A 9803-nucleotide genomic window follows, 5' to 3' on the forward strand; every position below is an offset into this window, starting at 1 on the left:
GGGTGATCAGCGGCACGTCTCATTCGGGCGGCGGGGATTTCCGGCGCGCGGCCGGACAGGAATTTGAGAACATGGACAGATCCGACCTCGTCGAACGCTTGCGAGAGCATGCCGCCTTGCGACCGGAGAAGGTGGCGTTGCGATTCCTGGAGGGCGACGACGTTGCCGATGAGCTGACGTTTGCCGCGCTGGACGCTCGGATCAGGGCGCTTGCGGCATGGTTTCAGCAGATGGGCGGTGCGGGCGAACGGGCGGTGATTCTGCTTCCGAGCGGGATCAACTATGCCGTCGCATTCTATGCCTGCCTGTATTCGGGCGTAGTCGCCGTGCCGGCGTATCCGCCTGAGGGCGGTCCCGAGCGCTATGCAGGACGACTGAACGGTATCCTGCGGGATGCCGCGCCTCGCTTCATCCTGGTGGAGACGGGGCTGCGCGGTCTCATCGAGGCGGCATTGCCCGAGCTCGCCGACGTGGAGATCGTTGCGGTGGACACGATTTCGCCCGATCTCGCCGCGGACTGGTGCGAGACGAGGCCTGCCACCGATGGGATCGCGTTCCTCCAATACACATCCGGCTCGACCTCGCAGCCGAAGGGCGTTTGCGTCTCCCATGGCAATCTAGCGGCCAACGAGCGTGCGATCGAAGCGGTTTGTAGTGGAACGCCGAACGATGTGTTTGTGAGCTGGCTGCCGCTCTATCACGACATGGGGCTGATCGGCGGACTTCTGAACCCGCTGTTCACGGGCTTTACCGGCGTCCTGATGTCGCCACGGAACTTCCTGGAGCGGCCACGGCGCTGGCTCGAGGCCATCGACCGTCACGGCGGCACGTTGAGCGGTGGCCCCGACTTCGCGTACTCACTCTGCACCGACCGCATCTCGGAAGAGACCATCCGTCGGCTCGACCTCAGCCGGTGGAGGTTTGCGTTCTCGGGCTCGGAGTTCGTCCGCCGCACCACCTTCGAGAAATTTGGCGACCGGTTTGCGCGGGCCGGGTTCGATCGACGGGCGTTGACGGCTTGCTATGGACTTGCGGAGGCGACGCTGCTGGTCACGGCCAGCGACATCACCGCCGAGACCGTCAGCTACACGCTCGACACCGCGGAACTCGCCGCCGGCCGCATCGCGAGCGCCAGCGAAGGCACGGACCTCGTGGCATGTGGTCGAACTGCTGCTGGTCACGCCGTGCGCATCATGCGCGTCGACGAATCGGCGGTGGCCGAGGCGAATGAGGTGGGCGAGATCTGGGTCACTGGTCCCAGTGTCGCGCTCGGCTACTGGAACAATGTCGAGGCCACGCATCAAGCCTTCGTCGAGCGAGATGGTGCGCGTTGGCTGCGGACCGGCGACATCGGCTTCCTTCGCGACGGCGCACTCGTGGTGGCCGGTCGTCTCAAGGACCTGCTGATCGTTCGCGGGCAGAACGTCTATCCGACGGATGTTGAGCAGGCGGTCGAAGCCGAGGTCGAATCCGTCCGCAGCGGACGGGTTGCCGCCTTTCCCATCGAGGTCGAGGGGCGTGAAGCCATCGGAGTGGCGGCGGAGTTCAGCCGCGCCGTGCTCAAGCGTAGCAATCCGGAAGCGCTCGCACATGCGATCGGCGAAGCCGTGCTCCGGCAGGCGCAGGAATATCCGGCCGTGATCGTTCTGCTGAACCCGCAAGCGATGCCGCTGACGACGAGCGGCAAGCTGCAGCGGTCGGCCTGCGCAACGCGTCTCGCCGACAACACGCTCGACAGCTTCGCGGTGTTCGAGAGAGGGCGTCGCCGCGGCACTGCATCCGTGACGGTGCCGGCGAGCGATACCGAGCGTGCCGTCGCTGCGATGTGGTGCGAGGCGCTTGGCGTCGCGGCGGTGCATCGCGAGGACGATTTCTTTGTGCTGGGCGGAAACTCGATCGCGGCTGGCCAGGTTGCTGCTGCGATCCGCGACCGCCTGGACGTGGAAGTGGAGCTGCGCACCTTCTTCGACGCGCCGGCGCTTGCGGCCTTCGCTGGCCGGATCGATGCTCTGGCGGGCACGGGTGCTGGCCGGGCGCTCCCGCCGATCCCATGGGCCGTCGCGGCCGATCGCACGATGCTGTCGCACGCACAGGAGCGGCTCTGGTTCCTCTGGAACATGGATCCTGCTGGGACAGCCTATACCGTTGCGAGCACAATCGGCCTGAAGGGACGGCTCGACCGTGCAGTGCTTTCGCGTGCTTTCGGCGAGATCGTCCGTCGTCACGAGATATTGCGCACCACGTTCATCGCCAGAGACGGCCGTGGGACGCAGCTCGTCCACGATGTCATGAGCATCGGCGTTCGGCACGAGGATCTCCGCGCCTATTCTGTGCGGGAGCGCTCCGAGCGCGCGGAGACGGTCAGGCGATCCGAGCTCGGCAAGCCATTCGATCTCGTGAACGGGCCATTGTTGCGCGCCGTGCTGCTTCAATTCGCGGACGATGCCTACGAATTGCTGTTGCTGGCCCATCACATCATCGTCGATGGATGGTCGCTTGATGTGCTACTCGAAGAGCTAGCCGCTCTCTATCGAGCCGGTACCGGTCAGGACGCAGGCGTGCCGCCGGTTCCGGCAATTCAATATGCTGATTTTGCGGCCTGGCAGCGAAGCTGGCTTGCGGGCGGCGAGGGCGATCGGCAGCTCGCCTATTGGCGCGCCAAGCTCGGCGATGTTCACCCGGTGCTGGCGCTGCCGCATGATCGGCCGCGCCCGACGATCCAGAGCCATGCCGGCGATACGATCGGTCTGGCCATCGACGCCGTGCTTGCGTCCCAGCTCCGGGAGATCGCCGGCAAGCAGCGCGTCAGCGTCTTCATGCTACTGCTCGGCGCATATTACGCGCTGCTCCATCGCTACACCGGGCAGAGTGATTTGCGTGTCGGCGTGCCGGTCGCCGGGCGCCGGCATACGCAGCTCGAACGACTGATCGGATGTTTCGTCAACACGCTGGTGCTGCGGGCCGAGATGACCGCCGAAGCGAGCTTCACGAGCCTGTTGCGTCAGGTCAGGGAATTGGTGGTCGAGGCACTGGCGCACCAGGATCTTCCGTTCGAAATGCTGGTCGACAGCCTCAAGCCCGAACGCAGCGGTGGGCAAAATCCCCTGTTCCAGGCGAAGTTCAACTACATGACGGCGCCGGGCGGTTTCTCCGGCGTGGAGGGGCTCGCTGCCGACGTCGACATTGTCGATCTCGCTGGTTCGCATTTCGATCTCGCCCTCGACGTCATCGATGGCGTCGGGATGAAGGTCACGTTCAACTACGCCACCGACCTATTCGATCGTCCGACCATTGCACGGCTGGCGGCGCAATTCGGTTCGATGCTGCGCCAGATCGCCGACAACGCCGAGCGGCGGATATCGGACTTCGTCATCGACGACGGACACCGGCAGACCGTGCCGAGTGAGGCTGCGGCGTTCGGCTTCGCCGATATGGTGAGCCTTCATCGCGCGGCGACAGTCGATCGACAGACCGCCATCGCCATTCGATGCGGCCGGGGGCAACTGACCTTTGCGGCGCTCGAGCAGCGGTCAAATCGTATCGCACACGCCCTCATCGCGAAGGGCGTGGCACGCGAGACACCGGTTGCGCTGTGGATCGAGCGCTCTCCGGCCTTTGTCGTCGCCTTGCTCGGTGTGCTGAAGGCGGGCGGCTCTTATGTCCCGCTCGATCCGAAATGGCCGTTGGAGCGCGTCCGCCGTATCCTGACCGACGGCGGCATCGACATCATGCTTGCGGCAGGCGACAAATTGACGGATGCGCGCGAGCTGGGCTGCCTGGTGCTCGACGCGGAGGCGGAAGCGGCGCGCGCCGAGGTATCGAGCCTGCCGCTCGACACGACCATTCATCCAACGCAGACCGCTTACGTCATCTATACCTCCGGATCGACCGGCGCGCCTAAGGGCGTCAGCGTCTCGCACGGGGCCTTGGCCAATTATGTCCAGGCTCTGCTGCAACGTCTGAAGCCGCGCCCGTCGGCGAGCATGGCGATGGTTTCGACGGTGGCGGCCGACCTCGGCCACACTGTCCTGTTCGGTGCGCTCGCATCCGGCGGCACGCTGCATCTGCTGTCACCAGAGGCCGTATTCGACGCGGATGCGTTTGCACAAGCGATGCGCGAGGGCGAGGTCGACATTCTCAAGATCGTGCCGAGCCATCTGCGAGGGCTGCTTCAGGCCTCGCACTCGGCCGATCTGCTCCCCCGCGACGCGCTCGTCCTGGGCGGCGAGGCGTGCGATGGCGCGCTGCTGGACGACGTCCGGCGTTTGCGGCCGGAATGCCGGATCCTGAATCATTACGGGCCCACGGAAACGACCGTCGGTGCGGTGACGCATGAGTGCGCGGCAGGCCGCGGGGACGGTTCGGTTCCGATCGGTCTGCCTCTTGCCAATCTGCGCGTCCATGTCCTCGATGACGCCTTGAACGAGGTGCCGATCGGAGTCGTTGGCGAGCTCTATGTCGGCGGCGCTGGGCTGGCGCGGGGCTATCGCGGCGCGGCGGGCCTGACCGCGGAACGCTTCGTGCCGGATCCGTTCGGCGCCGCGGGCGGGCGCCTCTACCGAACCGGGGATCGTGTCCGCTGCGACCGCGAGGGCCGGCTGATATTCCTGGGTCGTTCTGATGACCAGATCAAGTTGCGCGGCTATCGCATCGAGTTGGGCGAGGTCGCGCGCGTTATCAAGGCGCTGCAGGGAATCGGTGACGCGGTGGTCGTTTCACGCGCCATCGGTGAAAGTGAGCGCCAGGAGCTGATCGCCTATTGCGTGGCTGAGAGCGGCGCCGCTCCACAGGCCGATGCGATCAAGCAACAGCTGGCTGCAATCGTGCCGGACTATATGGTTCCGTCACACATCGTCATGTTGGCGCAATTGCCGCTGACGCCCAATGGAAAGGTCGATCGTCGCGCCTTGCCCGAACCGGCCGAAGAGGGGGCGTCGGCCGGCTATGCCGCGCCTGCGGGGGATATTGAAATTGCCATCGCGGCGGTCTGGTGCGAGGTGCTCGTTCGCGAGCGCGTCGGCCGTAATGACAATTTCTTCGAACTCGGCGGCGATTCGATTCTGAGCCTGCAGATCATCGCCCGCTTGCGCAAGCGCGGCATCCGGCTCACTCCGAAGCAGATCTTCAGCCAGCAGACGATTGCCGGGTTGGCGACGGTCGCCGTGATATCGGCGGGGACGACCAAGAAGGAGAGACCGGCGGCGAAGGCGTCAGTCGGCGACACCGCATCTGGCATGCCCCATCTGATGCCGATTCAGACGCGCTTCTTCGCCGAGGACATTGCCAACCGGGATCACTGGAACCAGGCGGTTCTGCTGCTGCCCCGTATGCAGGTCGATTGGGAGACGCTGCGGCGCGCGCTTGCGGCCATCTCGGACCATCACGATGCGTTACGTTTGCGGTTCAAGCAGGTGGATGGTGCTTGGCGGGGGGAGCAGGGACCGGCGCCGGGTTCAACCGAACTGTTATGGCTTCATGCGGGCGTCGGCGGCGCGATGGAGGTCACGGCGCTCGCCCGCGCTGCGCAGGAAAGCCTCTCACTGTCTTCGGGACCGCTGCTGCGCGCGGTCGGCATGGACCTGGCGGACGGTAGCCAACGCTTGCTGCTTGCGATCCATCATCTCGTCGTCGATGGCGTGTCCTGGCGTATCCTGCTGGAAGACCTGGCGTTGGCCTATGACCAGCTGCAGCGTGGCAGTCCCGTCGCGCTGCCGCCGAAGAGCGACTCCTTTGCCTCGTGGAGCGAGCGGCTGCATGCCTATACGGGAACGGCGGAGATCGCGGCCGAATTGCCGTATTGGCTGGATCGTGGCGCCGGCGCACGCCTGCCATGCAACGACGACCATGGCGATGTCGATCGCGTCGGTGATGGCGGCGAGGTGTCCTTGGTGTTGGATGCCGATCTGACGTCGCAGCTCCTCGAACAGGCGCCGGCTGCCTATCGGACCGGGGCCAACGATCTCCTGCTCGCCGGTCTCGTGCGCGCGGTGTCGCGCTGGAGCCAGCACGACGAGATCACCGTGGAGCTCGAAGGCCACGGCCGCGAGGAGATCTTCCCAGATGCGGATGTGTCCCGCACCGTCGGCTGGTTCACGACGGCCTTCCCGGTCCGGCTGAAAGATGCAGGCGACGAGGCGTCGCTGATCAAGGCGGTCAAGGAGACGCTTCGCGCCATTCCGAATCGCGGGATCGGCTATGGCGTGTTGCGCCATCTCGGCTCTGAACAGCAGCGCCATGCTCTGGCGCAATTGGCGGAGCCGCAGATCGTCTTCAACTATCTAGGACGCTTCGACGCCAACATAGGGACCAACCAGCACTTCTCCTTCGCAGCGGAGAGTGCAGGTCCCTCGCGTAGCGCCACGGCACCCATGCGCGGCTGGCTAAACATCACTGGCCTCGTGCGTGACGGCCGATTGGAACTATCTCTCGGATACGGACGCAAGCGCTACCGGGACGCGACGGTCGAGCGGCTCGCCGCACATTACAAGGACGCACTGCGCGAACTGATCGCCCATTGCTGCAACGGAGCGTTCGGCCTCACGCCATCGGATGTCCCGTTGTCTGGGCTCGCTCAAGCCGACCTCGACCGGTTGGCTGCGAACCTGGATCTGCGCGGCATCGAGGACATCTATCCGCTCTCGCCGATGCAGCAGGGCATGCTGTTTCATGCGCTGCGCGACGGTGCCAACGACGCCTATGTGAATCAGGTCGGGCTCGAACTGTTCGGCGTCGATGCGGGCAAGCTGAAAGCCGCGTGGCAGATAGTCAGCGACCGGCATGCGGCCCTGCGGACCGGATTTGTCTGGCAGAACCTGTCGGGCGCAGCGCAGCAGATGGTGCATCGTCATGTGACGGTGCCGTTCGTCGAGGAGGACTGGCGCGGCAGCGCGCCTCCGGATCTGCAAGCCGCGCTGGCGGAGATATCCCGGCGTGAGCGCGAGATGGGCTTCGACATTTCGCAGCCGCCGCTTCAGCGTATCCGTCTGATCCGTCTCGACGACGAGAGGCACTGGCTGATCTGGACCCATCATCACATCTTCGTCGATGGTTGGAGCTCGGCCCGGCTAGTGGCCGAGGTGTTGCAGCAGGCGAGCGGCCGCCCGCTGCCGGCCGTGCAGGGCGGCTATCGCGACTACATTGCATGGTTGCAGGGCCGCGATCGCGAGAGCACCGAGAGGTTCTGGCGCGAGGCTCTGGCAGGGCTTGAGGCGCCCACATTGCTCGCGAACACACTGACGCCCCCCAAAACATCCCTCGCCGAAGGCCATGCCAGCGCCGGGCTTGCGGTGGACGCGGCATTGACCGAGCGGCTGAAGTCCTTTGCCAGGCATGAACGGGTGACGCTCAATACGCTCATCCAGGGCGCGTGGGCACAGCTGCTGCGGCGTCATTCAGGGCAGTCCGCGGTCTCTTTCGGCGTGACCATCTCGGGCCGTCCGGCCGAATTGCCCGGTTCAGAGGAGATGGTGGGCCTCTTCATCAACACGCTTCCCATCGTCGATGCGACCAGCCCGCAAGCTATCGTGGGCGATTGGCTGCGCCAGTTGCAGGAACAGAATTTGGCGCTGCGCGAGCACGGTTGGACGCCGCTCTACGACATTCAGCGCCTCGCCGGCCGTGCCGGGCAGCCGCTGCTCGACAGTATCCTGGTGTTCGAAAACTATCCGATCGACGAGGGGGTGCTACGAGGCGGGGAAGGTGGTCCGCGGCTGGGACGTGTGGCGCATGTGACGCCGACGAACTATGCGCTGGCGGTCGCGGTGTTCGCCGCCGGCGATCGGCTGAACATTGAATTCAACTATGACCGGAGCCGGGTCGACGAGGCGGCGATCCTGCGCCTTCGCGACATTCTCCACGCCCTGCTGGAACGGATTGCGGCGAATTCGGAATGTGCGCTCGGTGATCTCTCTGCGGCAGTCGAGCAGGACGCGCGACGAGCTCTCGAATGGAGTGGCGCAGCGCGGCTGACCTCCGCATCATCCTGCGCCGACGTCGTGATGCATATCGAAGCACAGGCCGCGCAGGCGCGGTCTGCCATTGCCATCGTCTGCGGCGACCAGCGCATCTCCTATGGCGAGTTGAACGCGCGTGCGAACGCGCTCGCACGACGCCTTCGCCTCTGGAACGTCGGTCCGGATCGGCTGGTCGGCATTGCCTTGAGCCGAAGCCCGGACATGATCATCGCGCTGCTCGCGGTTCTGAAGGCCGGAGGCGCCTATCTGCCGCTCGATCCGGATTATCCGGCCGAGCGGCTTGCCTACATGCTGCGTGACGGCGGCGCGGCGCTGGTCCTGACGCAAGGCGCGCTGCTCGAGCCGCTTGCACCGGTGCTGCGCGAAGCCGGGGTCGAGGCGCTCTGCATCGACGAGCCATCGCCGCGCGCCGGCGAGGACGGCGGGAACCTCGACATCGAAATCCATCCGGACAGCCTGGCCTATGTCATCTACACGTCCGGGTCGACCGGCGCGCCGAAAGGCGTGGCGGTTGCGCGCGGACCGCTGGCGATGCATTGCGAAGCCATCGGCCGGCTGTACCGCATGACCTCGCGTGACCGCGAGTTCCAGACGGCATCGATCAATTTCGACATCGCCCACGAGCGATGGCTGGTACCGCTGATGACGGGCGGTTCGCTCGTCCTGCCTTCGAAGCCCGGTCTCCTGATTGACGATCTCGTCAGCGAGATGACCCGCAATGCGGTGACCTCGATCTTCCTGCCGCCGGCCTATGCGGATCAATTGAGCGCGGCATTGCGGCAGGGTGGGCGCAGGCTGGCGATCAGGGCCTGTATCGTCGGCGGCGAAGCCTGGTCCGATACCGGGGTCAGGGCATTTCGAGAAGCTTTCATTATCGATCTTCTGGTCAACGCCTACGGCCCGACCGAGACGGTGATCGCGCCGACGGCGTGGATCGTCGACGCCGCCGCGTTGACACCTCACCAGCCCGCACCGATCGGACGGCCCGTTGGTGCGAGGTCGGCGCACATTCTCGATTCCGACCTCAATATCGTTCCCGCCGGCGTCACCGGCGAGCTGTTCATCGGTGGTGTTGGCCAGGCCCGCGGCTATCTGAACCGGGCTGCACTGACCGCGGAGCGGTTCGTCCCCGATCCGTTCAGCGACGATGGCACGCGCCTCTATCGCACCGGCGATCTCGCGCGCTGGCGCAACGACGGCGTGATTGAATATGTCGGCCGCGCCGACCAGCAGGTGAAGATCCGCGGCTTCCGTATCGAGCTCGGAGAGATCGAGGCGCGTCTGCTCGAGCAGCGTGGCGTGCGTGCGGCGGCCGTTGTGGCGGGCGAAGGCCGGACCGGGCGCCAATTGTTCGCCTATGCGAGTGGCGGGCCGTCGCTCGACGGCCGCGCCTTGCGCGATGCACTGTCCGCCGTTCTGCCTGACTACATGGTGCCGTCGTCGGTGACGGTGCTGGAGCAGTTGCCGCTCACCGCTAACGGTAAGATCGATCGGCGTGCACTGCCGGCGCCGGGCGAGGATGCGTTGGCGAGTCGCACCTACGAGGCACCCGAGGACGAGATCGAGCTGGCGCTGGCCGGGATCTGGGCGGAGCTGCTCGACGTCGATCAGGTCGGACGCAACGATCACTTCTTCGAGCTCGGCGGACATTCCTTGCTCGCAGTGCGGGTGCTGAGCCGGGTGTCGCAGGAGATCGGCGTGTCAATCGCGGTCTCGGATCTGTTCGCTCATCCCGATCTTGCCTCATTTGCCCGGGTCGTGTCGATCAGGCTCATCGAGCAAGAATTCGATGCCGAAGAGCTCCAGGAACTGGTGGGAACGGAGCAGTGA

The 9803-nt window shown here is 65.4% G+C and carries 1 protein-coding gene; it reads left to right on the forward strand.

Annotation, left to right across the window (positions count from 1 at the left end):
• The first annotated feature begins 71 nt into the window (after positions 1-71).
• A complete protein-coding gene (locus N2605_RS13040; RefSeq protein WP_260346866.1) occupies positions 72-9803 on the forward strand; it encodes a non-ribosomal peptide synthetase in 9732 nt (3243 codons plus the stop codon).

The sequence above is a fragment of the Bradyrhizobium yuanmingense genome (assembly GCF_025200905.1).
Taxonomy (GTDB): Bacteria; Pseudomonadota; Alphaproteobacteria; order Rhizobiales; family Xanthobacteraceae; genus Bradyrhizobium; species Bradyrhizobium yuanmingense.

Excerpts from the sequence above, each read along its gene's own strand:
- N2605_RS13040 (WP_260346866.1), top strand. The coding sequence starts at position 72 with ATGGACAGATCCGACCTCGTCGAACGCTTGCGAGAGCATGCCGCCTTG.